Raw genomic sequence first — 20,439 nt, forward strand, 5'->3', positions numbered from 1 at the left:
GCCGCCTCGTCTCTGCCCGACCACGTCGCTACTCGGCCATCGTGTGGCGTCCACGCTCAACGGCCGGGACGCGTCTCCTTCGACAACCCGTCGATCAACAGCGCCTGCGCGGTGAAATAGCTTGCCAGCACCCAGACCTCGCCCGCGATGCGCAGTGTCGGGTGATCGATCAGGTGCCGTCGGTTGAGGATCGTCAGATCCGACGCCAGGAACAGCAGCCCGCCGATACGCAGTTGCCGGCCCGACGGATCGCCGCGGTGGTCGAGGTCGGCGGCCAACGCCGACATCGTCGCCAGGGTGTTGCCGTAGGGGCCGAGTACCGGTAACAGCCGGGGCCGGTGGTAGGCGACGATCGCCGCGGACTCGCCGAGGGCGGCCATCCGCGGGGCGAGTGATCGTCCACGGATACGCGCACCCCGACGAGCCATCAGCGCACAGTACGACAACTGCGCACCGGCGAAGAACGTTGCGCCCCAGGCCAGCCGGCTGTCCTTGGCGGTCAGCGGTGCCGACACCGGCCGACGACGCACCTCGTCGTCGGATTCGACAGGGGAGAACTCCTCGAGCAGCATCGCGCGGTCGCCGATCATCGACGTCCCGATCGCCGTGGCCAGCAATGTGTTGTCGAGAACGGAGCGGTCTCGCCAACCGCGGGCCGCAGCCCCCGCCACCAGCAGCATCGGCAGGGGCTTGGTGAGCGAGGCGGCACGGCGGGAGCCGAGCGCGCCGGCTGCGGTGGCGGCGGCCGTCACCGCACCGAAGAGCAGTCGATTCACTTCGTCACCCGTGCCACGAACCCTCGGATGTCGTTGTCGGCCATGGTCTGTGCCTGCGCCGCATCCGGAGTGAGATAGGTCCGGGCGGTCACCCGGCGGTCGGCGACCCGGGCATCGTTGAGGTACTTCAGGGTCACCGGCACCACCACATTCGGGTCCTGCAACGTCTGGCTCATCAACACCGGCCGGGTGAAGCCGCGGGTCGGCAGCTCCGACGCCGAGTTCAGGATCGTGGTGAGCTCACGGTTCCCCGACAACGCCTTGCTGAACAGCGTGCCGAGCGACACACCGCCGACGGCGCGCGTCAGATCGGCGGCACACAGGCTGGTGGCCTTGGTCATCCAGGTGCGTCCCGCGGCGGTGAGGTAGTCGTCGAGACCCACCGTCGGATGGGCGGTGCGGATGGCGGCGAGGGTGTAGAGCGCCTCGGTCTCCAGTCCGGCGGGCAGGTTGGAGGTACTGGGGCCGAGATTGCCCAGCAGTGCGGCGAGTTCGGCGGGGATCGACGTCGCCGCCGAGCCCCGGAAGTCGAGCTTCGGTCCCTGGTTCGCGGTCGCGTTGCGCGCCAGGAGAATTGCGGCAGAGGCGCCCTGTCCTTCGCCCACCGCGACCCACGCCTTCGACAGTTCGTCGGAGATGTCACTGCTGGCCCGGACGGCGTCGAGGATGTTCTGTGCGGTGGTCGGAAGGTCGTAGTACTGCGGGGTTCCCGGGGTGCCGAGACCGCTGTAGTCGGTGCTGACCACGGCATAGCCCCGCGAGAGCCAGGTGCGCAACTGGTCGACGTCGACATCGGTCGGGCGGACCGACGGTGCGCAGTCGTCGGCCAGGCCGCGGGAGCCGTGCGCCCAGGCGACGACGGGATAGCCGCCGCGCGGTGCTGCGCCGGGCGGCAGATACAACGATCCGGTGGTCAGATGCGGTTGTCCGTCCGCGCCGGTGGACCAGTAGGTGAACTGATTGCCCGAGCGGGCGCCGGCGAGCAGGCCGTTGCCGGGGATGGGGCGGTTGGCGAACACCGAACCCGCCGACTGCGCCGCCGACCGGGCGGTGGTGCTCGGGGTGGTGGTGGTCGAGGTCGACGGAGGTGTGGTGGTGTCGGGGGTGGTCTCCGACGGTGTGGTGGGATCGGCGGATGCGATCACGGTCCCGGTGACCGCCGCGGCGGCCACCACGGTGACGGCCAGGATCGCGCCGGCGAGGCGGAGGCGGGCGGCGACCTGCCGAGGGCGTCTGTTGACGGTGATCATTGTGCGTCGACCACGCCGATCGCGGGCAGGAAGTAGCAGGTGCGGTCGCCGTTCTGCGCGGTGCCGTAGACCGCGGACAGGATGGTGCCGTTACCGGTCTTCACCGGCGCCAGCCGGATCGCGCCGAGCGCGGGGAAGATCCTGGTGAGCGCGGCGTTCTCGGTGCCGGGGAGCGGCTCGAGATCGACCACGCCGCCCTGGAAGGTGTTCACGTTGAACCACGCGACCTGCATCTTGCCGCCGGTGGTGGCGGAGGCGGGCACGAACGCATAGCCGGTCTCACCGTCGTCGACGATGTTGAGCGGTGCGACCGGCTTGAGGCCGATCATGCCGAGCAGATCGTTGAGCGGGGCGGTGGGGTCCTGTTGCAGGGGCCACGGTCCGGCCACCGCGCCGGCGCCGGCGGTGACGATGCCGAGCGGGTTGTCGTCGGTGGGGGTGGTGCAGAACGGTGCGACCGACGGGGTGAAGGTCTGGATCCCGGCCAGTTTGAGCAGGGCCAGCGGATCGGTCTCGGCGACGGGGTGGGCGGCGGTCGCGGCGGACACCGTGGTTCCCGAGCCGAGGCCCAGCTGGCCGAGCAGGCCGGTGATCTGGTCGGGGGAGATCTGGCCGATGCTGCCCTGCACCAGTTGGGCGGCCTGGATCAGCATCTGGTCGGCGCCGGCGGCCTTGAGGGAACGGACGGCCTCGGCGAGCTGGCTGTCGAGGGGGACCGCACCGAGCTGGATCTGCTCGAGCAGCGACTCGGGGGAGCTCGGGGTGGCCGGCGTCGAAGGTGTGGCGGGAGCAGCCGGGGAGGCCGGTGCTGCGGGAGCGGCGGGGGCCGTGGGTGCCGCGTGTGCGAACCCGCCACCGAATGCGACGCCGGTGGCCACGGCGAGTCCGACGATGCCCACACCGAGGCGCCCGGGCCGTGGTCGGCGGGTCTGCGGCATCCCCGTCGACGGGGTGTTCGGTGCGGCGGCCATGATGTCTCCTCAACGGCAAATCGTCCCACCGGGCAGGGTGGGACGGATGTGACAGATGTTGCTTGTGTTAAACGAGACCATGTTTGATGCGAGCCTGGCAAGCCGAGTGTCCGAGCTGTGACATCCCCGCGATCAGCGGGAGACCCCTTGGTGCCCAGCGCTTGTGGTCTGCGGGGCCGATGGCGTGCAGGGCCTATGGGCCCGCAGGGGCTGTGGCGCCAGGGACTGCGGTGTGCCGGGACCGGGCGTGTCTCGGGGACGGGACCGCGGCGGCCGGGCCTCGGGCAGCCTCCTCGGGGGCGGTGCCGTCGGACGCCGATGCTGCCGAGACGACAAGACCCCGGCCGTGGGGCCGGGGTCTCGTCGGAAAACGGGTGGGCGCGGATCAGATGATCGCGATGCCGATCGTCGGCGCGATCGGGCAGGAGGTCACCTTGCCCTTGTTCTTGGTGGTCACATCGCCGTAGATGGTCGAGATCACGCGGCCCTTGCCGGTGGTTGCGATACCGGTGAAGGTTCCCGGACCGGAGGTGGCGTTGATCTTGGCGTTGCGCTTGAGCTGCAGCTGGCCGGTGCGGCCGTTGTCGATGTTCAGCCAGCTCACCCACAGTGCGCGGGCCGAGTTGTTCACCGCGGGACCGGTACCCAGGCTGGTGTAGACGTACCCGGCCTGGCCGCGCTTGGGGCCCGGGGCGGGCGCCTGCTGCGGGCCCGCGGTCACCAGGGCGCGGCCCAGCGAGTTGCCGCCGGTCTGGCTGCCGTTGCCGGGCATGCAGCCGAAGCCGAGCGTCGGGTACAGGAATTCCTGGATCTTCGGGGCATTCGGGCCGCTGGGGATCTCGGGCTCGCCGGGCTTGACCACCTTGCGCTCGGCGACCTGATGGGCGGCGAGCTGCTGCTTGCCGGGCTCGCCGAGGAAGTCGATCACCGACTTCCAGATCTGCTGGACCTCGGCCGGCAGCGTCGGGTTCTCGGCGAGGGTGGAGGCCTGGCGCAGCAGGTCCGAGTTCACCCGGCCGTCGGGTCCGGGGGTGGTCACCGAGCCGATGATGGCCGGCGCGAGCGCACCCAGCGAGTCGAGGGTGCGCTGGTCCGGGGCGGGCACCGTGCCCGGGGTGAGGCCCTGGTCGGCGGGGGAGGTCGTTGCTGCGGGCGCGGTCGACGCCGGGGCCGCGGAGGCGGTCGACGGCAGGGCGACGGCGGGGATGGCGAACGCTGCGACGGCCGCGGTTGCGGCGATCAGGCGGCGTGATCGGCTCATCGGTGCTTGCAGGCGCACGAGGTCTCGTCCTATCGATTGTCGTTGTGTACCGCGGGCTTCGCGGCGCACGCTGGCGTTCTCCATACTGCGGACGTCCCCCCGACACCCTGAGAGCACATCGGCGGTCCCGGTCACCCGGTCCTGTACCCGGATGGGCACACCGCGGACGTCGCGGGTCATTCTAAGCCCCGCGGGAGGGTCGCTGTCCAGGCAGCCTAACGCCGCCATCGTGTTACGTATGTGACTGGTGATGCAATTGTTATGCAGGGGGTTTGCCGTCTCCGGGTTCCGGCGCGACGGCGACACCCGCCCGATCGGACCACCTGGTTAGATCGACGGAGCAAGTTCGACAGACCGACCACGTTCGAAGGTCGGGGCCCGTTCGACAGGACGCGCGTCCCGATGAACCCGTCCGCAAACTTCACCGTCCAGGGAGTCCAGTGAGCGCACCACAGTCCATGGTCCGTCCGGCCCGCGCGGCCGCCGCCCGGTTCGGCATCAGGGTCGGGGTGCTCGCCGGCGCACTCGCGATCGGCGCCGGTCTGCTGACCGCCTGTGGGGACGACACGAGCTCGACCACCGAGGTCACGATGCTCACCCACGACTCCTTCGAACTGCCGCAGGACGTGCTCGACGCCTTCACCAAGGAGACCGGCCTCACCCTCAAGATCGTCAAGTCCGGTGACGCCGGTCAGCTCGCGTCGACGATCTCGCTGACACCGGGTTCGCCCAAGGCCGACGTCGTGTTCGGTATCGACAACACCTTCGCGTCCCGTCCGATCGAGGCGGGAGCGCTGGAACCGTACGAAGCGCCGGCCGCCGCCGATGGTGCGGCGGAATATGCGATCCCTGATTCCAATCACGAACTGACCGCCGTCGACCGCGGTGACGTGTGCCTCAACGTCGACGACAACTGGTACTCCAGCCGCAATCTGAAGGCACCGACCAGCCTGCGGGACCTGCGCGATCCCACCTACGCCGCACAGGCCGCCCTGATGGATCCGGGGACGTCCTCGCCGGGCATGGCCTTCCTGCTCACCACCGTCGGAGTCTTCGGGGACGACTGGGAGAACTACTGGCGTCAGGTCTCCGCCGGTGGCGCGGCCATCGTCGCCGGCTGGGAGATCGCCTACAACCAGCTGTTCAGCGCGGGCGAGGGCAAGGGGCCCAAGCCGATCGTGCTGTCGTATGCGTCGTCGCCCGCGGCCACCCCGGGAACCAGCGCGCTGCTCGACAGCTGCTTCCGGCAGGTCGAATACGTCGGCATCCTGCGCGGCGCCCGCAACGAGGACGGCGCGCGCAAGGTGGTCGACTTCATGCTCGGCCAGACCGTGCAGCGCGCACTGCCGTCATCGATGTATGTCTACCCCGTGCAGAAGAAGACCCCGCTGCCCGACGGCTGGGCGCAGCGGGCGCCGGTGCCGCAGTGGACGGTGAGCCTCCCGCCGGCCTACATCGCGCAGAACCGTGAGGCCTGGCTACGGCAGTGGCGCGACGCCGTCGGTCGGTGACCCTGCGCCGTCGGTCGGTGCTTGCGCGCCGTCGGTCGGGCCCGGTGGGCCGCACGTCGACGTTCGCGCGACTGGGTCACGCCGCACTGGTGCTGATCCCCGCGCTGTTCCTGGGGGTCCTGTTCTGCTGGCCGGTCGGGGCGCTCGTCCACCGGGCCGTCGAGGTCGCCGGTGCCGGTGACTCGGTTCCCGAACTCCTCCGGCGAACCCGCGCCCTCGATCTGCTGGGGGTGACACTCGCCCAGGCCGGCGCGTCGACGGTGGCCGCCCTCCTCCTCGCCGCACCGATCGTGTGGCTGGCCGCGCGCCTGCCCGGAGCGGGTTCGGTGGTGCTCACCGTGCTCGTCACGGTGCCGTTCGTGCTGCCGACCGTGGTGGTGGGGGTGGCCTTCCGTGCACTGTTCTCCGGTCCGCTCGCCGGGCTGGGGATCGGCGACGGGTGGGGCGCGGTACTCGCCGCACACGCCTTCCTCAACGTGGCCGTGGTGGTGCGGGTGGTGGGGGCGACGTGGCGGTCGCTCGACACCCGGACCGCCGAGGCCGCCCGCACTCTGGGTGCCACGCGATGGCGCGCCTGGCGGACGGTGACCCTGCCGCGGCTGATCCCGTCGATCGCCGGTGCCGCGGCCCTGGTGTTCCTGTTCTGCTCCACCAGCTTCGGCGTGATCATCATCCTCGGCGGCGGCCGCCTGCGGACGCTGGAGACCGAGATCTACACCCAGGCGATCGGCTACTTCCGCATCCCCGAGGCGGTGGCGCTGTCGTTGCTGCAGATCGTCGTCGTGGTGGCGGTGCTGGTGATGACGCGCGTCGTCGGCGGGGCCGCCGGCGGTACGTCGGGGGAGGGACGTCGCCCGGCTCCCGTCCGCGGCGTCGAGTGGATCGCGGTGGGCGCCGCGACGATCTGGGCGGTCCTCGCCCTCGCCGGACCGATCGTGGTGCTCGCGTTGCGGTCGGTACGACCGAGTGCGGGCGGGTCGTGGACCCTCGCCGGATACCGTTCGCTGGCCGACCCGGTCAACGGGGTGACCCCGCTCGAGACGCTGCGCTACTCGCTGACCACCGCCGTGCTCGCCATGCTGATCGCCGTGGTGGTGGGGCTGCTCGCGGCGATCGCCCTGCACCACACCCACGGGGTCGCCGGTGCGATCGGCAACCTGATCGCGATGATCCCGCTCGGCGTCAGTGCCGTGACCCTCGGCTTCGGCTATCTCATCGTGCTGGCCTCACTGCCGTCCGACGTGGCGGCGTCACCCCTGGTGATCCCGTGCGTGCAGGCGCTGATCGCCGTGCCGGTGGTGATCCGCATCATCATCCCCGCGCTCGAATCGGTACCGCCGCGTCTGCGCGAGGCCGCAGCCACCCTGGGGGCCGGTCCGGTGCGCGTCTTCGTCACCGTCGACCTCCCGATGATCGGCAGATCCGTCACCGCCGCAGGCGGTTTCGCCTTCGTGATGGCACTCGGCGAGTTCGGTGCCACCAGCTTCCTCGCTCGGGCCGACACCACCACCATGCCGGTGCTGATCGGTTCGGCACTCAACCGGCCGGGCGCCGACGCGCTGGCCACCGCGATGGCGGCGTCCATGCTGCTGGTCGCGGTGACCACCGCCGCGGTGGTGGCCGTGGAGGTCTTCCGACCGCGTTCGGGGACACTGATCTAGTGCTCGAGACCGACCGACTCCGCGTGGCCTACGGCTCCGATGTCGTCATCGACGATCTGACCTGGGCCGCCGGTGACACCGACTCGCTGGTCACCGCCTTGCTCGGCCCGTCGGGCTGCGGCAAGTCGACGCTGATCCGTGCGGTCGCCGGACTCGAACGACCCGCCGCGGGGGCCATCCGCTTCGCCGGACAGGACCTGGCACCGATCCCGGCGCACCGCCGTGATTTCGGCGTGGTGTTCCAGGACGGCCAGTTGTTCACCGGGCGCACCGTCGCCGCCAACATCGCCTACGGGCTGCGTATCCGCCGCCGCTCCCGCGCCGAGATCGCGGCTCGGATCGACGAACTCCTGGAACTGGTACACCTCCCCGGGATGCAGTCGCGGCGCGTCGACGAACTCTCCGGTGGGCAGGCGCAGCGCGTCGCCCTCGCCCGGGCCCTCGCCCCGCGTCCGCGGCTGTTGCTGCTCGACGAGCCGCTCGCGGCACTCGACCGGCGCCTGCGTGACAGCCTCGCGATCGAGATCGCCGAGATCGTCCGCGCCACCGGCACTCCCACCATCGTCGTCACCCACGACCACGGGGAGGCCGCGCTGATGGCGGACTCGATCTCGGTGATGCGTGAGGGGGCCATCGTGCAGACCGCGCGGCCCGGCACGCTCTGGGCGGCGCCCGCCGACGAGTGGACGGCACGATTCCTGGGCTGCGCCACCGTGATCGACGCACGGCGTGATGCCGACGGCACCGTTCACACCGACCTCGGGCCGGTGGCCATCGATCTCCCCGGCACGACGGCGCGGCTGGGGCTGCGCGCGGAGTCGGTGGCGGCACAGCCGGTGACCGATCACGACGGCGGTGTCACGGGAACCGTGCTGGCCGTCGCGGACCTGCCCACCGGCGCCCGACTGCGGGTGGCCTCACCGATCGGCGAGATCGATGCGAGTGCGTCGGGGTCGGTGGCGCTCGGCGACCGCGTCGGCCTGCGCCTGGTCCCGGAAAGGGTTGCGGTGGTCGGACGGTGATCGGACGGGATGGGGGGATCGGACGCGATGAGGGGACCGGAGACGATGGGGGCCGGCGGCATGTGGTGGCCGGTGCCGTCCTCGGTGTCGGCGACACCGCCGGGAAACTGCTCCTGGCGCAACGCGACCGGCCCGCTGCGGTGGCCGGGCTGTGGGAACTGCCCGGCGGCAAGGTCGAGGCGGGTGAGACCGATGCCCAGGCACTGCACCGCGAACTCGTCGAGGAACTCGGCGTACAGACCGAAGTGGGTGAACCGCTCACCGGACAGGTGATCCTGTCGGCCGAACTCGTCCTGGTGGCGCGGTGGGCGCGGATCGTCGACGGTGAACCGGTCGCCCATGATCATCGTGCGCTGCGCTGGGTGGACGCCACCGAACTCGTCCGGATGGCCGACGCCGGGGAACTCGTCCCCGCCGACACCGGCTGGGTGCCCGAACTTCTCGCGGCGCTCACCGTCTGACGGACAGATCGAGGCGATCGGTAACCGACATTCTCGTCTCGCCGGGTTTCGACACGGGTCCTCGCCCTTCGGGCTCGGTCCCGGCTCAACCATCGATTGTGTTGTGTGCGTGGGTGTGTGGATTCGTTCTTGTGGTTCGGTCCCGGCTCAACCATCGATTGTGTTGTGTTCGTGAGTATGTGGCTCGCCCTTCGAGCTCGGTCCGGGCTCAACCATCGATTGTGTTGTGTGCGTGGAGTTTGTGTCGGGTGTCGGGGACGGACATTCTCGTCTCGCCGGGTTTCGACACGGGTCCTCGCCCTTCGGGCTCGGTCCCGGCTCAACCATCAATTAAGTTGTGTGCGTGGAGTTTGTGTCGCCCCCGAACAGGCGGCTCCCTGTGCTGGTCGAGCAGTGACGAGGCGATAGCCGAGGAACGGCCGTCGAGACCTCCGGCGGCCGATGTCGGCGACGCAACCGCTGCGAACCGGTCACCGTCGTGACCGTGTCGCGTACGCGTCGACGTAGGGCTGCCCGGCGAGGATCGAGATCTCGCCCATCAGGCGGTCGGTGTCGGCTCGGACGTCGGTCCCGGTGAATTCGAGCGGACGGCCGATCACCACCGACACCCGATGTGGACGACACCATGCCGACCCGGGTGGGTTGACCCGATCGGTCCCGCGCAACGCGATCGGGATGACCGGCGCCCCGGTCGCCGCCGCGACCCGGATCGCCCCAGTGTGGCCGCGATGCACCGCACCGTCGGCACATCGGGTGCCCTCCGGATGAACTGCCCACAGATGGCCGTCGGCCAGCAATGCGGCGGCGGCGTCGAGGGCCGCGCCGGCGCGGTCGCCGCCGTCACGGTCGACCGGGATCTGCCCGACGGCCGAGAAGAACCATCGGCGGGCCCGTCCGGTGGCCCCGGCGCCGTCGAAGTACTCCTGCTTGGCCAGGAAGTGCACCGGCCGCCGCGAGACGAGACACAGCAGCAGCGAGTCGACGACGGCGCTGTGGTTGGCGGCCAGCACCGCCGGCCCGCGCGTCGGGATGTGCTCGGCGCCCACCACGCGAGGACGGCAGGCCAGCCGCAAGGCCGGGCCGATCACCACGTGTTTGAAGAACCGGTACCACCACATCGATCGCTGCCTCCCTGTCCGCCGACAACCTCCGTAGACAATGTCTACGATCCCGATGGTAGACACTGTCTGCATGAGTTCGACATCAGGTGCCGCAGACGACACGCGCACGCGCATCGTCACCGCGGGCGTCGCGCTGCTCGACGAGGAGGGAATCGATGCGGTGGGACTGCGGGCCATCGCCCGGCGGGCCGGCGTGTCGCACGGTGCACCCCGGCGGTACTTTCCGACGCATCGGTCGCTGCTCGCGGCCATTGCGCGAGAGGGGCTGATCGACCTCGGTGCGGCGGTCCGGCCGGCGCTCGAGGCCGACGGCGATCCGCGTGACCAGTTGCGTGCGGCCGCTCGCGCCTACGTCGGCCTCGCCCGGTCGCGCCGCGCCATGTTCGAGCTGATGTTCCGGCACGACATCCTCGACGGCGCCGGGGGAGACCTCCGCGGGCTGTCGCTGCCGCTGCTGCAGGCACTACATGCCGTGGTGGCTGCGGAGAACGATGCGCAACAGGATGCGAAACCGTTGTGGCAGAACACCATTCGACTGTGGTCGGCGATCCACGGGGTGGCGGTGCTGGTCGCCAATCGTGCCCTCGATCCAGTCGCGGAACTGACCGTGATCGACGTCGACGACCTGCTGGACAGCATCGTCGACACGGCTCTGCCGCAACGGTGATCAGGGCCTGACGGGTATCAGGCGGCGCGGGCCTTCTTGAGTGCCTTCCCGAGTTCCTTCTTGCTCAGATGCTTGGTGTCGACCTTCTGCATCCGATGGATCACCACAGGGCAGCGCAGGCATCGGGTGGAGGAACGGCAGCACTTCTTCTTGGGCTTCAGATCGCGTACTTTCTCCGGTTTCACCTTGCCCATGAACAGACCGTAGCACCCACTCGGGGCATTGTGATCGGCGTCTCTCTCGCCGAACCGATACCCTGTTATGCGTTGTCAGTCCACCGGTGGCCACCGGCGGTGGGGAGCGTAGGCCCCCAGTGTGTCGAGCCGCCGCTCCGCACACGAAAGAAGAAACCGTAGTGAGCTCTGCTCCCAACTTCCGCAACGTCGCGATCGTCGCGCATGTCGATCACGGCAAGACCACGTTGGTCGACGCGATGCTCCGCCAGTCCGGTGTCTTCGGCGAGCGGGCCGAACTCGTCGACCGCGTCATGGACTCCGGTGACCTCGAGCGAGAGAAGGGCATCACGATTCTCGCCAAGAACACCGCGGTGCACCGCCGCCAGCCCGACGGCACCGAGGTCGTCATCAACGTCATCGACACCCCCGGCCACGCCGACTTCGGTGGCGAGGTCGAGCGCGGCCTGTCGATGGTCGACGGCGTCGTGCTGCTGGTCGACTCCTCCGAGGGCCCGCTGCCCCAGACCCGCTTCGTCCTGCGCAAGGCGCTGTCGGCGTCGCTGCCGGTGATCCTGGTGGTCAACAAGACCGACCGCCCCGACGCCCGCATCGCCGAGGTCGTCGAGGAGACCCACGACCTGCTGCTCGACCTGGCCTCCGATCTCGACGAGGACGCCGCCGCAGCCGCCGAGCAGGTCCTCGACCTGCCGGTGCTCTACGCCTCCGGCCGTGCCGGCATCGCCAGCACCACCCAGCCCGAGAACGGTCAGGTGCCCGAGGGCGAGAACCTCGACTCCTTCTTCGACATCCTGCTCGAGCACGTCCCGGCGCCCAAGGGCGATCCGGAGGCGCCGCTGCAGGCCCACGTCACCAACCTCGACGCGTCGCCGTTCCTCGGCCGCCTCGGCCTGGTGCGCATCCACAACGGCACCCTGCGCAAGGGTCAGACCGTCTCGTGGTGCCGTGAGGTCGACGGCGAGCCCGTCATCGAGCGCGCCAAGATCACCGAACTGCTGGCCACCGTCGGCGTCGACCGCGCCCCGGCCGAGTCCGCCGTCGCCGGTGACATCGTCGCCATCGCCGGTATCCCCGAGATCATGATCGGCGACACCCTCGCCGACGCCGAGAACCCGGTGGCCCTGCCGCGCATCACCGTCGACGAACCCGCCATCTCGGTGATCATCGGCACCAATACCTCGCCGCTGGCCGGCCGGGTGAAGGGCCACAAGCTCACCGCCCGCATGGTCAAGGACCGCCTCGACTCCGAACTCATCGGCAACGTGTCGCTGCGCGTGGTCGACATCAACCGGCCCGACGCCTGGGAGGTGCAGGGCCGTGGTGAGCTGGCGCTGGCCATCCTCGTCGAGCAGATGCGTCGTGAGGGCTTCGAGCTGACCGTCGGCAAGCCGCAGGTGGTCACCCGTCGGGTCGACGGCAAGGTCCACGAGCCGTTCGAGCACCTCACCGTCGACGTCCCCGAGGAGTACCTCGGTGCGGTCACCCAGCTCCTGGCCGCCCGCAAGGGACGCATGGACCAGATGAACAACCACGGGTCGGGCTGGGTGCGCATGGAGTTCACCGTGCCCTCGCGCGGCCTGATCGGTTTCCGCACCGACTTCCTCACCGAGACCCGCGGCACCGGCATCGCCAACGCGGTGTTCGACGGCTACGCGTCGTGGGCCGGCGAGATCCGCGCCCGCCACACCGGATCGCTGGTCAGCGATCGGGCCGGCACCGTCACCCCGTTCGCGATGATCCAGCTCGCCGACCGCGGAACCTTCTTCGTCAACCCCGGCGACGACACCTACGAGGGCCACGTCGTGGGCATCAACCCGCGCGCCGAGGACCTCGACATCAACGTCACCCGGGAGAAGAAGCTCACCAACATGCGGCAGTCCTCGGCCGACGTGATGGAGACCCTCGCCAAGCCGATGCACCTCGAACTCGAGGGTGCGATGGAGTTCTGCGCCGCCGACGAGTGTGTCGAGGCGACCCCCGAGGTGGTCCGGGTGCGTAAGGTGCACCTGGATTCGACGACACGCGCCCGGGAGCGTTCGCGCGCCAAGACGCGCGATGCGTCCGTCAGCTGATCGGGTGAGTGACCGCAGGGGGTGAGACCGTACGTGAACGACGAGGCGACACGGCGTCAGAGACGTGCTCGTGACCGTCGGGGTCGTGGAGGTGCTCGCCGACACCGGCTGTGGCCGGCGGTGAGTGTGGTGGCCGCGGTGCTCGCCGTGTCGGCGTGCACCGCCAACCCGCCGCCGCCCGTCCGGGAGACGGTGGAGCCGCCGACACCCGCCGAGTACCCGAACGAGAAGACGATCTACGTCGCCACCGACTCGATCGGTTCCGGTTTCAATCCGCACATCGGTGCCGATCAGAGTCCGGTGACGACGGCGATCGCGGCGATGACGCTGCCGAGTGCCTTTGCACCCGTGCAGCTGCCGAACGGTCAGGTGGTGTGGCAGCGCCAGGATGCGCTGCTCACCTCCGCCGAGGTCAGCTCGACCGAACCGTTCACGGTCACCTACAAGATCCACACCAACGCGCAGTGGTCCGACGGGTTGCCGGTCACCGGTGACGACTTCGCCTACCTGTGGCAGCAGATGTCGCGGCAGCCCAACACCGTCGCGCCGGCGGGATACCGACTGATCGACTCGGTCACGTCGAGCTCCGGCGGCAAGGTGGTGCAGGTGCGGTTCGCCCAGCCCTATCCGCGCTGGCCGGAACTGTTCTCCGGGCTGCTGCCCAGCCACGTACTGCGCGGGGCACCCGCCGGATTCCAGACCGGGATGGACTCGGGCAAGCCGGTGTCGGCGGGCCCGTTCTCGGTGTTCTCGATCGACACCACCCGCGACGAGGTGCGGCTGATCCGCAACGACCGCTACTGGATGACACCGTCGAAACTCGACCAGGTGGTGCTCCGGCGGGCGGGCACCGCATCGCAGATGATCGATTCGGTGCGCTCCGGCGGATCGGCGATCACCACGGTCGGTGCCGGTCCGGCGACCGCCGCCGAACTCGCGGCGGTGCCGGGGATCGCCACCCAGCGCGGACCCACCTCGCGTGCGCTGACCGTCAGCGTCAACGCGCGCACCGGGGTGATGCAGCAGATCGACGTGCGGCGCGCGGTGCTGGGCATGATCGACACCCATCTGGCGACCCAGGCCGGTGCCGGGGACGGGGTGGTGCAGCAGTACGCCAACACGGTGTTCGCCCCCACCGACCCGGGCTACACCCCGGTCGACCGGGTACGCCCGAACGCCGCGGAGATCACCGGGCTGCTCGCGAACGCCGGATACCAGCGTGTCGCGCCGGGCATACCGTCGACGTCGCCGTCGGAGCCGTCGACGAGCGGAGCGACGACCGGAGTGCCGTCGACCACCGGAGAGGCGTCGCCGTCGGGTTCGGCCCCGTCGAGCAGCGTCCCGTCGACCTCGACCTCGACGTCGCCGTCGGTGCAGCCGGTACCCGAGGGGGTGCAGCCCTACCGCAAGGACGGGCAGGACCTGGTGGTGCGGGTCGGTGCGATCAGCGGTGATCCGCGGTCGACCGCCGCCGCATCCAACATCGTCGACCAGCTGCGCAACGCCGGGGTACGGGCGGCGGTGGTCAGCCTGCCCAACAGCGACCTCTACGGTGTCGCGCTCACCGAGTCGCGCGTGGACCTGGTGGTCGGCTGGACCGGACTCGGGGTGCCGCCCGCGGCGTCGCTGGCCTCGCAGGTCGACTGTGATCAGCCCAAACCGGGTACCGCCCCGTCGCTGGCGACACCGCCGACGCCGACGAGTGTGGCACCCGGGCAGGACGAGGCGGGCGCCGAGAGCGTCTACGCCAGCAACATCTCCGGGGTGTGCGACCCGCAGCTCATCGAGCTGGCGCGGCAGGCACTCTCGGCCCCGGATCCGGAGGAGTTACTCGATGAAGCAGAACCGCTGCTGGCCGCACAGGCCATCTACCTGCCGCTCTACCAGGATTCGATGGTGGTCGGCGTGACCCGTTCGGTGACCGGCGTCCCGTTGTCGGGGCCCATCCAGGTGTCGATCTACGGGACCGCGGCGACGTGGGAGCAGCGATGAGCGGCGCCGACGACCGGCGGCTGTTGCTGCTGCACGCGCACCCCGACGACGAGACGATCATGACCGGCGGCACCATCGCGCGCTACCTCGCCGAGGGGGTCGACGTGCGGGTGGTGACGTTCACCCTCGGTGAGGAGGGCGAGGTGATCGGCGACGAATGGTCGCGGCTGATCGCCGACGGCGGTGCCGACCAGCTCGGCGGGTACCGCATCGCCGAACTCACCCGGGCACTGTCGGCACTGACCCCCGACGGCCGCGCACCGCTGCGGCCGCGGTTCCTCGGTGGGGCGGGCCGCTGGCGTGACTCCGGCATGGCCGGTACCCCGTCGGCGAACCATCCGCGGGCCCTGGCGCAGGGGCCGTTCGACGCGGTGGTCGCCGCACTCGTCGACGAGATCGTGGCCTTCGACCCGCAGGTCATCGTCACCTACGACAACGCGGGCACCTACGGTCACCCCGACCACAAGACGGTGCACGAGGCGTCGGTGGCCGCGGTGCCGATCGCACGGGAACGCTCCGGCCGCGACTACGTCGTCTACGAGTCGGTCACCGAGCACAGCGCGCTGGTCGCGGGACTGGCCGCAGGTGCCGGCCGCGTGCCGGACGGCTGGCGGATGCCCGCCGACGGCGAGTTGCCGAGCTACCCCGACGACGAGGTGACCACCGAGATCGACGTCGCGGCCTTCGGCGCCCGCAAGGCCGCGGGACTGGCGGCTCACGCCACCCAGGTGATCGTCGCGGCGTCGGGCACCGAGTACGCGTTGTCGAACAACATCCTGCAGCCGATCTTCGGCCACGAACACTTCATCCAGCGCAGCCCGGAGTTCGCGCCGGGTGAGGGCCGCGGCACCGACCTGTTCGCGCCGGTGACCCGTGCGGTGGTGAGCGGGGCCACGGGCGGGGCAGCGGGATGATGTACCCGGCCGACCGGATCCTGCTGGCCTTCCTCGTCCTCGACGGTGCGGTGGTCGGCCTGCTCTCGGTCGGCTTCGCCTACCTGCGGTTCTGGGATCAGCCGGTGCCGTTCGTGGCGCTCGCCGCCGGGCTGGTCAACGCCGGACTTCTGTGGCTGGCCGCGCGCAGTACCGACTCGCCGCTGCGTTTCGGGCCGCTCGTCGCCTGGGCTGCGGTCCTGCTGGTCGCCTCCTTCCCGGGCCCGGGCACCAACGCGGCCCTGTCGATCGACGGAACCACCGCGATCGCAACCCTGTTCCTGGTGCTGCTCGGACTCGGCATCCCGATGGCGCTGGTGTGGAGTGGCCGTCTACCGCAACCGGACTGAGCGTCGGCGCGCCTCTGGCGAGAGCCCGATCACGCCGTCTACACCGCGCGGCTAGAGTGTGGGAATGGTGATGCGCGCATGGGCGGAGGACTCTGTGGTCTCCGCCGATCCGGTCGGCACCGATGAGATCACGGCAGCTCTGGACCGGGCCGCCGCCGACCCCGCAGCCCTGACCGACCCCGAGTGGATCGCCCTGCTGCACGCCGACGCCGAGCAACTCGAGCGACTGTGTGCCCTCGCCGACGACGCCCGCCGTCGGGTCACCGACCCCGATGCGCTGACCTTCGTGGTCAACCGCAATCTCGACACCCCTGTCGTCGCGGGCCTGTCACGACCGGGCCCGACCCTCGAAGAACTCGTGGTGGAGGCCGCCGAACTCGGCGCCACCGAGATCTGCATGCAGGGTCCGGTGCCCGCGGATGCGCCGGCCGAGACCTATCTCGAACTGATCGCGCGGATCACCTCCGCGGCGCCGATGCACCTGCATGCCTACCGGGTACCGGAGCTGCGGGATGCGGCCGCACGGCTGGGTGTCCCCGTCGCCGAGTTCGTGGCACGGGCCAAGGACGCCGGGCTCGGGTCGGCACCCGGGACCGCCGCGCAGGTACTCGACGACGACGTCCGTGCCGCACTGGCCCCCGACGGTGTCGCGCTGCCCGTCTCCGCGTGGGTCGAGACCATCGAGACCGTCCACGCGGCCGGACTCTTCACCACCGCGACCCTGCTGTACGGACATCTCGAGACACCGGCACAGCAGATCGCCCACCTCCGCACCCTGATCGAGGTCCAGGCCCGGACCGGTGGTTTCAGCGAGTTGATCGTGATGCCGATGCTCCCGGCCAACGCCCCGCCGCATCTGACGGCCCAGGCGGTCCGGACGGTGAGCACCCGCGAGACCCGCGCCGTCCACGCCGTGGCCCGGCTGATCACCCTGGGAGCGTTCGACCATCTGCAGGTCGCGTGGACCAAAATCGACCCGGCCACCGTCGAACTCCTGTTGCGTGGCGGCGCCGACGACATCGGGGGACTGCTGCTCGACGGCGAGTTGATGCCGGCCGCCGGCGCCGAGGCCGGCCGGGTGCTCGACGCCGCGACCCTCGTCGAGCTGGCCGAGCGCCTCGATCGTGTTCCCCGCCAGCGCACGACCGCCCATGGTCGTCCCGACCCCGATCGGTGCCTCGACCTCGATCGCATCCGGGTCGGCCGGTGAGTACCGGCACCACCGCGGCACACCTCGACGTCGACGTGGCGATCGTCGGTGCCGGTTTCGCCGGGATCGGCATGGCCACCCATCTGGCCCGGCGCGGGAATGAATCGTTCATGGTGCTCGAACGCGCCGACGCGGTCGGCGGGACGTGGCGCGACAACACCTATCCCGGCATCGCCTGCGACATCCCGGCCCATCTGTACTCGTTCTCGTTCCGGCCACCGGCGGACTGGTCGTCGATCTATCCGAGCGGGGCCGAGATCCGCGACTACCTCGAACTCGCCGCCGCCGAGGAGGGACTGCTCCCGCACATCCGCTTCGGTGCCGAACTCGACGGCGCGGTCTGGGATTCGGGGTCGGCGTGCTGGCACCTGACGGTCTCGGGGGCCGGCGGCGAGCACCGGATCGACGCGAAGGTACTGGTGCTGGCGGTCGGGCGGCTGTCCGAGCCGAAGATCCCCGACACCATCGACGGTCTCGACACCTTCCCGGGACCGGTCGTGCACACCGCCGGCTGGCGGGACGATCTGCCGATCGCCGGGTCGCGGATCGGCGTGGTGGGTACCGGGGCGTCGGCGGTCCAGCTGGTGCCCGAGCTCGCCGCGGTCGCCGACGAGGTGGTGGTGTTCAGCCGCACCGCGCCGTATGTGGTGCCGCGGGACGACCGGCTGCTCGACGCCGACGAACGTGCTGCCCTGCTCGACCCGGAGACCGCCGCGCGGCGTCGGGACGAGTTGTTGCACAACGCCGATCAGGCATTCCGGCAACGTCTGGGCCTGCACCCCGACATCGACGAGATCCGCGACCGGGCACGCGGCCATCTGGAACGGCAGGTACCCGACCCGGTCCTTCGCGCCCAGCTGACGCCCGACTACGAGATCGGGTGCAAGCGAATCCTGCTCAGCGACGACTTCTACCCGGCGTTGCTGCGTGACAACGTCGTGTTCGAGCCGAATGCCCTGTCGACGGTGGTCGAGTCCAAGGCCTGTGCCGCTGGTGGTGCCACCTACGACCTCGACATGATCGTGATGGCAACGGGTTTCGAGGCGGCACGGCCACCGGTGTCGCGGCATGTGAGTGGCCGTGATGGAGAACTGCTCAGCGATCACTGGTCGCACGGCATGACGTCGTATGCGTCGACGGTGGTCGCCGGGTTCCCCAACATGTTCGTCCTCGACGGCCCGAATGCGGCACTGGGCCACAATTCGGCGATCTACATGATCGAGACCCAGCTCGACTATGTGATCGGCGCCCTCGACCACATGGCGGCCGACGGGGTGCGGTCGCTGGAGGTGTCGGCGGACGCCGAGGCCGGCTACACCCGTGAGATCGACGAGCTCAGTGCACAGACCGTCTGGATGGCCGGCTGCAACAGTTGGTATCTCGACCCCGCCAGTGGCCGGCTCACATTGCTGTGGCCGGGTACGGCGGCGTCGTTCCGGGCTCGGAACGGGACGTTCGAGCCGGGACCGTTCGAGTTCGACCCGGTGACCCCCGAATCGGTGAATGAGGGATCATGACCCACACTCTTTCTGCAGCAACCGCACTCGAGTCGGCACGCAGCGGTGCGCCACTGGACACCGAGTCGGTGACCGCGCTGTTGACCAGTGCCGGTGACGATCTCGTGGCCTTGCAGGCCCTCGCCGCGCAGCTGCGGGACGAAGGACTGGAGGCGATCGGGCGTGCCGGGCAGGTCACCTACTCGCGCAAGGTGTTCATCCCGCTGACCCGACTGTGCCGGGATCGCTGCCACTACTGCACCTTCGTCACCATCCCGGGCAAGCTCAGCCGGGCGGGGCAGGGGATGTACCTCGAACTCGACGAGGTGGTCTCGCTGGCCCGGCAGGGTGCCGCGCTCGGCTGCAAGGAAGCGTTGTTCACGTTGGGTGACCGCCCGGAGGATCGATGGCCGCAGGCGCGGGAATGGTTGGCCGAGCGCGGTTTCGGTTCCACACTGGAGTATGTGCGGGCTGCGGCGGTCGCCGTGCTCACCGAGACCGGCCTGCTGCCGCACCTCAATCCCGGGGTGATGAGCGCACAGGAGATGCGTGAGCTCAAGCCGGTCGCACCGTCGATGGGCATGATGCTCGAGACCACCTCGAGACGACTGTTCACCGACAAGGGTCAACCGCACTACGGCAGCCCCGACAAGGATCCGTTGGTGCGTCTTCAGGTGCTGCGGGACGCCGGTGCCGAACGAGTCCCGTTCACCACCGGAATCCTGGTCGGGATCGGCGAAACCCTCACCGAGCGGGCCGAGTCGTTGTTGGCGTTGGCCGAGATCCAGCGCGGTGGCGGTCACATCCAAGAGGTCATCATCCAGAACTTCCGGGCCAAGCCCGACACCGCCATGCGGGGTACCCCGGACGCCGAGATGACCGAGTTCCTGGCTGCCGTGGCCACCGCCCGGGTGGTGCTCGGTGCACACATGCGAGTGCAGGCACCCCCGAACCTGGTGTCGGCGGCCGAATGTGAGGCCCTCGTGGCCTCCGGGATCGACGACTGGGGCGGCGTGAGCCCGCTGACCCCCGACCATGTCAACCCGGAGCGTCCCTGGCCGAACCTGGATGTGCTGGCCGAGATCACCGCCGGATGTGGGTTCACCCTCACCGAGCGGTTGACCGCCCAGCCCCGCTACTTGTTGGACCCGCAGGGGTGGATCGACCCTACTCTGACCGATCATGTCGCCGCATTGTGCGATCCGAAGACCGGTCTGGCCGCCGACGTCAAACCCACCGCACGTCCGCTGGTCGGCTGCTGACCCACGGCCACGGGGTGTGCGGTGGTCGGTTCTCTAGCCGGGACTTCTTCGATGATCGATCCGCGACGCTCCACCGATGATGCCCCACTGATGATTGAGCCGGGACCGAGCGGAGCGAGGACCCGTGTCGAAATCCGGTGAGTCGACGATGTTGGTGACCACCTCCTGGGGTGGTTGCGTTCCGAGGTCGGCCGTCTGAGGTTTCGACTCGTCTCGTCGCTGCGCTCCTC

The 20,439-nt window shown here is 69.9% G+C and carries 18 protein-coding genes; 12 read left to right on the forward strand and 6 right to left on the reverse strand.

Annotated elements, in window-relative coordinates; all coding sequences use genetic code 11:
- Positions 1 to 56 precede the first annotated feature (56 nt).
- From GD1_RS16415 to GD1_RS16430, 4 genes are all read right to left on the reverse strand, one after another.
- Positions 57 to 776 carry a lysoplasmalogenase family protein gene (locus tag GD1_RS16415; RefSeq protein ID WP_059038307.1) on the reverse strand — a complete coding sequence of 240 codons (720 nt, stop codon included), beginning with the start codon at positions 774 to 776 and terminating at the stop codon, positions 57 to 59.
- Positions 773 to 2,026, reverse strand: a complete 1,254-nt coding sequence (locus GD1_RS16420; protein ID WP_059038309.1) for a lipase family protein — start codon at positions 2,024 to 2,026, stop codon at positions 773 to 775. The genes GD1_RS16415 and GD1_RS16420 overlap by 4 nt, the downstream gene beginning before the upstream one ends.
- A complete protein-coding gene (locus GD1_RS16425) occupies positions 2,023 to 2,997 on the reverse strand; it encodes a hypothetical protein (protein ID WP_059038311.1) in 975 nt (324 codons plus the stop codon). Before GD1_RS16425 ends, GD1_RS16420 begins: the two co-directional genes overlap by 4 nt.
- Before the next feature lie 385 nt (positions 2,998 to 3,382).
- Complete coding sequence (locus GD1_RS16430) at positions 3,383 to 4,258, reverse strand: Rv1157c family protein (protein ID WP_059038313.1); 876 nt, start codon at positions 4,256 to 4,258, stop codon at positions 3,383 to 3,385.
- A gap of 458 nt (positions 4,259 to 4,716) precedes the next feature.
- Here GD1_RS16430 and GD1_RS16435 point away from each other — a divergent pair, with 458 nt between their 5' ends.
- Genes GD1_RS16435 through GD1_RS16450 form a run of 4 tightly spaced genes read left to right on the forward strand, consistent with a single transcriptional unit; the run spans position 4,717 to position 8,913 of the window.
- The gene (locus tag GD1_RS16435; protein ID WP_059038329.1) at positions 4,717 to 5,769 is read left to right on the forward strand and encodes a thiamine ABC transporter substrate-binding protein; all 1,053 of its coding nucleotides are present in this window, start codon (positions 4,717 to 4,719) and stop codon (positions 5,767 to 5,769) included.
- A gap of 44 nt (positions 5,770 to 5,813) precedes the next feature.
- Complete coding sequence (locus tag GD1_RS16440) at positions 5,814 to 7,430, forward strand: ABC transporter permease (RefSeq protein ID WP_244882815.1); 1,617 nt, start codon at positions 5,814 to 5,816, stop codon at positions 7,428 to 7,430.
- On the forward strand, positions 7,430 to 8,452 hold the full coding sequence (locus GD1_RS16445; RefSeq protein ID WP_059038315.1) for an ABC transporter ATP-binding protein: 1,023 nt from the start codon (positions 7,430 to 7,432) through the stop codon (positions 8,450 to 8,452). The genes GD1_RS16440 and GD1_RS16445 overlap by 1 nt, the downstream gene beginning before the upstream one ends.
- Positions 8,449 to 8,913, forward strand: a complete 465-nt coding sequence (locus GD1_RS16450; RefSeq protein WP_280513271.1) for a (deoxy)nucleoside triphosphate pyrophosphohydrolase — start codon at positions 8,449 to 8,451, stop codon at positions 8,911 to 8,913. The genes GD1_RS16445 and GD1_RS16450 overlap by 4 nt, the downstream gene beginning before the upstream one ends.
- Before the next feature lie 470 nt (positions 8,914 to 9,383).
- Here the strand turns inward: GD1_RS16450 and GD1_RS16455 are convergent, their stop codons facing one another.
- Positions 9,384 to 10,031 (reverse strand): lysophospholipid acyltransferase family protein, encoded by a 648-nt coding sequence (locus GD1_RS16455; protein ID WP_059038317.1) that lies wholly within the window; start codon positions 10,029 to 10,031, stop codon positions 9,384 to 9,386.
- A gap of 73 nt (positions 10,032 to 10,104) precedes the next feature.
- Here GD1_RS16455 and GD1_RS16460 point away from each other — a divergent pair, with 73 nt between their 5' ends.
- Positions 10,105 to 10,701: a TetR/AcrR family transcriptional regulator gene (locus GD1_RS16460; RefSeq protein WP_238403452.1), complete on the forward strand. Its 597-nt coding sequence runs from the start codon at positions 10,105 to 10,107 to the stop codon at positions 10,699 to 10,701.
- A 17-nt stretch (positions 10,702 to 10,718) separates the two neighbouring features.
- Here GD1_RS16460 and GD1_RS25050 read toward each other — a convergent pair whose 3' ends face one another.
- Positions 10,719 to 10,895: a hypothetical protein gene (locus GD1_RS25050; RefSeq protein ID WP_169798197.1), complete on the reverse strand. Its 177-nt coding sequence runs from the start codon at positions 10,893 to 10,895 to the stop codon at positions 10,719 to 10,721.
- A 161-nt stretch (positions 10,896 to 11,056) separates the two neighbouring features.
- Here GD1_RS25050 and typA point away from each other — a divergent pair, with 161 nt between their 5' ends.
- The 7 genes from typA (at position 11,057) to cofG (ending at position 20,209) form a co-directional block, all read left to right on the forward strand.
- On the forward strand, positions 11,057 to 12,967 hold the full coding sequence (gene typA, locus GD1_RS16465) for a translational GTPase TypA (protein WP_059038320.1): 1,911 nt from the start codon (positions 11,057 to 11,059) through the stop codon (positions 12,965 to 12,967).
- 120 nt (positions 12,968 to 13,087) lie between these two features.
- A complete protein-coding gene (locus GD1_RS16470) occupies positions 13,088 to 14,959 on the forward strand; it encodes an ABC transporter family substrate-binding protein (RefSeq protein ID WP_244882813.1) in 1,872 nt (623 codons plus the stop codon).
- Positions 14,956 to 15,873 carry an N-acetyl-1-D-myo-inositol-2-amino-2-deoxy-alpha-D-glucopyranoside deacetylase gene (gene mshB / locus GD1_RS16475; protein WP_059038322.1) on the forward strand — a complete coding sequence of 306 codons (918 nt, stop codon included), beginning with the start codon at positions 14,956 to 14,958 and terminating at the stop codon, positions 15,871 to 15,873. Before GD1_RS16470 ends, mshB begins: the two co-directional genes overlap by 4 nt.
- The gene (locus GD1_RS16480) at positions 15,873 to 16,241 is read left to right on the forward strand and encodes a facilitated glucose transporter (protein ID WP_152972574.1); all 369 of its coding nucleotides are present in this window, start codon (positions 15,873 to 15,875) and stop codon (positions 16,239 to 16,241) included. The genes mshB and GD1_RS16480 overlap by 1 nt, the downstream gene beginning before the upstream one ends.
- A gap of 64 nt (positions 16,242 to 16,305) precedes the next feature.
- Positions 16,306 to 17,451, forward strand: a complete 1,146-nt coding sequence (locus GD1_RS16485) for a hypothetical protein (protein ID WP_059038324.1) — start codon at positions 16,306 to 16,308, stop codon at positions 17,449 to 17,451.
- Positions 17,448 to 18,968, forward strand: coding sequence for a flavin-containing monooxygenase (locus tag GD1_RS16490; protein ID WP_059038326.1), 1,521 nt, complete (start codon positions 17,448 to 17,450; stop codon positions 18,966 to 18,968). Before GD1_RS16485 ends, GD1_RS16490 begins: the two co-directional genes overlap by 4 nt.
- On the forward strand, positions 18,965 to 20,209 hold the full coding sequence (gene cofG / locus GD1_RS16495; RefSeq protein ID WP_059038328.1) for a 7,8-didemethyl-8-hydroxy-5-deazariboflavin synthase CofG: 1,245 nt from the start codon (positions 18,965 to 18,967) through the stop codon (positions 20,207 to 20,209). Before GD1_RS16490 ends, cofG begins: the two co-directional genes overlap by 4 nt.
- The last annotated feature ends 230 nt before the right edge of the window (positions 20,210 to 20,439 follow it).

The sequence above is a fragment of the Gordonia desulfuricans NBRC 100010 genome (genome assembly GCF_001485495.1).
In the GTDB taxonomy this organism is placed as follows: domain Bacteria; phylum Actinomycetota; class Actinomycetes; order Mycobacteriales; family Mycobacteriaceae; genus Gordonia; species Gordonia desulfuricans.

Bases quoted from the DNA above. Each gene is read 5' to 3' on its own strand.
- GD1_RS16420 (WP_059038309.1), bottom strand. From the start codon at position 2,026: ATGATCACCGTCAACAGACGCCCTCGGCAGGTCGCCGCCCGCCTCCGC.
- GD1_RS16425 (WP_059038311.1), bottom strand. From the start codon at position 2,997: ATGGCCGCCGCACCGAACACCCCGTCGACGGGGATGCCGCAGACCCGC.
- GD1_RS16430 (WP_059038313.1), bottom strand. From the start codon at position 4,258: ATGAGCCGATCACGCCGCCTGATCGCCGCAACCGCGGCCGTCGCAGCG.
- GD1_RS16435 (WP_059038329.1), top strand. From the start codon at position 4,717: ATGGTCCGTCCGGCCCGCGCGGCCGCCGCCCGGTTCGGCATCAGGGTC.
- GD1_RS16455 (WP_059038317.1), bottom strand. From the start codon at position 10,031: ATGTGGTGGTACCGGTTCTTCAAACACGTGGTGATCGGCCCGGCCTTG.
- GD1_RS16460 (WP_238403452.1), top strand. From the start codon at position 10,105: ATGAGTTCGACATCAGGTGCCGCAGACGACACGCGCACGCGCATCGTC.
- GD1_RS25050 (WP_169798197.1), bottom strand. From the start codon at position 10,895: ATGGGCAAGGTGAAACCGGAGAAAGTACGCGATCTGAAGCCCAAGAAG.
- mshB (WP_059038322.1), top strand. From the start codon at position 14,956: ATGAGCGGCGCCGACGACCGGCGGCTGTTGCTGCTGCACGCGCACCCC.
- GD1_RS16480 (WP_152972574.1), top strand. From the start codon at position 15,873: ATGTACCCGGCCGACCGGATCCTGCTGGCCTTCCTCGTCCTCGACGGT.
- GD1_RS16485 (WP_059038324.1), top strand. From the start codon at position 16,306: ATGGTGATGCGCGCATGGGCGGAGGACTCTGTGGTCTCCGCCGATCCG.
- cofG (WP_059038328.1), top strand. From the start codon at position 18,965: ATGACCCACACTCTTTCTGCAGCAACCGCACTCGAGTCGGCACGCAGC.